Here is a 1,330-nt window from a genome sequence, read left to right on the forward strand (position 1 = left end):
AGAGGAAATTGTTGGGACAATAGTCCTATGGAACGCTTCTTCAGAAGCCTTAAAACTGAATGGGTTCCAACGACAGGTTACGTGAGCTTTACGAAAGCAAAGCAGAAGATTGGTGAATATATTCATGGCTATTACAGCCGACTGAGACCGCATTCGTACAACGGTGGTTTAACGCCAAATGAATCGGAAAAACGTTACTGGAATAGCTACAACTATGTGGCCAAAATGACTTGACCACTACAATTGCGCTTCTTGGAATCGTCAGAGGACTGTTTAACCGGTAATCGCGAGCCACACGATTAATAGCACTTGGGCTCAGCGTCAGGCCGTTCTGCCACCAGGAGTAATACCCACTACGCGATACCTTGAGCACCTCAACCATTCGCTTGAGAGAAAAATGGTGCTGATGCTCAGAATGAGCTTAAATCTGGCTACTTTGGGTTCTAAGCGAAGTAGGTAGCTGTAGATTCAAATGGACAAATCTTACGTTTGTTCAGCAAGTTGGCGTTTAAGCTTTGCAACCTCCGCAGCAAGATCTTCCACCCTAGACGTGGTATTGGATAATTCTCCAGCACTAGAGCGCCAATTGTAGAGCAAAGATTAGGTTCACGCGCTGCTGCGGCGACACCAATCTTTTGAGCGAACTTGAGTGCTTCGGCTTTTAATTCTTGAGTATGGATTTTGCGGGGTTGCTTTGTTGACATACTTCACCTCAATAAGCGAGGTTACTCACTTAGCGAGATGTCCAAAAGTACCGGAGCGGATCAATCAAATCAGAATGGTTAAAATAGTGTAAAGTTAGAGCGCGGCTAATTGACATAAAGTAAAAACAAAGGCAAGATTATGTCCTTTTTTATAAAAGGATGTAACAAATGCTGTGCAGGGAAGTCAGTAAAGAAACTCTTTCAAATATAAAAACATTCAATTTTTTTCAATTCGACAATACTCCATGGCTTTGTTTCCTAAATCGGTTGAACTAAAACGGTAGCCGCTGATCTGATCGGCATAACCTATCAACTAACCCCTTAACCGTGCCAAAACTTCGCTATAAAATAACTAACTGGAAGCAATACAACCAAGCCCTAATCAATCGTGGCTCGCTGACCTTCTGGATTGATGAGGACGCTATCGCCCAGTGGAAAGCCAAGGCCGAGCAACTTGGAAAAGGTCGCCCTCGCGTATTTAGCGACTTAGCCATTACCACAGCGCTGATGGTTAAACGTGTTTTCGCTATGCCACTGCGAGCGCTGCAAGGCTTTATTAATTCGGTATTTCAACTAGCCCAGGTACCACTTACTTGCCCACATTATACTTGCATCAGCAAACGTGC

The 1,330-nt window shown here is 44.1% G+C and carries 2 protein-coding genes and 1 pseudogene; 2 read left to right on the forward strand and 1 reads right to left on the reverse strand.

Translation table 11 applies throughout. The features are described 5' to 3' along the window. Nucleotides 1-234: integrase core domain-containing protein (locus tag ACIDEJ_RS15230; protein ID WP_411988889.1), on the forward strand; the 234-nt coding region annotated here is incomplete at its 5' end. Here ACIDEJ_RS15230 and ACIDEJ_RS15235 read toward each other — a convergent pair. Beyond that, nucleotides 228-704: pseudogene (locus ACIDEJ_RS15235) on the reverse strand (IS3 family transposase); the annotation flags it as partial. The gene ACIDEJ_RS15230 and the pseudogene ACIDEJ_RS15235 sit on opposite strands and share 7 nt — an antisense overlap. Nucleotides 705-1,031: 327 nt before the next feature. On the opposite strand from ACIDEJ_RS15235, the gene ACIDEJ_RS15240 reads away from it, so the two are divergent. Next, the coding region (locus ACIDEJ_RS15240) for a transposase (RefSeq protein WP_411987625.1) at nucleotides 1,032-1,330 on the forward strand (299 nt) is incomplete at its 3' end.

The organism is Shewanella mytili, from assembly GCF_046765975.1.
Classification (GTDB): domain Bacteria; phylum Pseudomonadota; class Gammaproteobacteria; order Enterobacterales; family Shewanellaceae; genus Shewanella; species Shewanella mytili.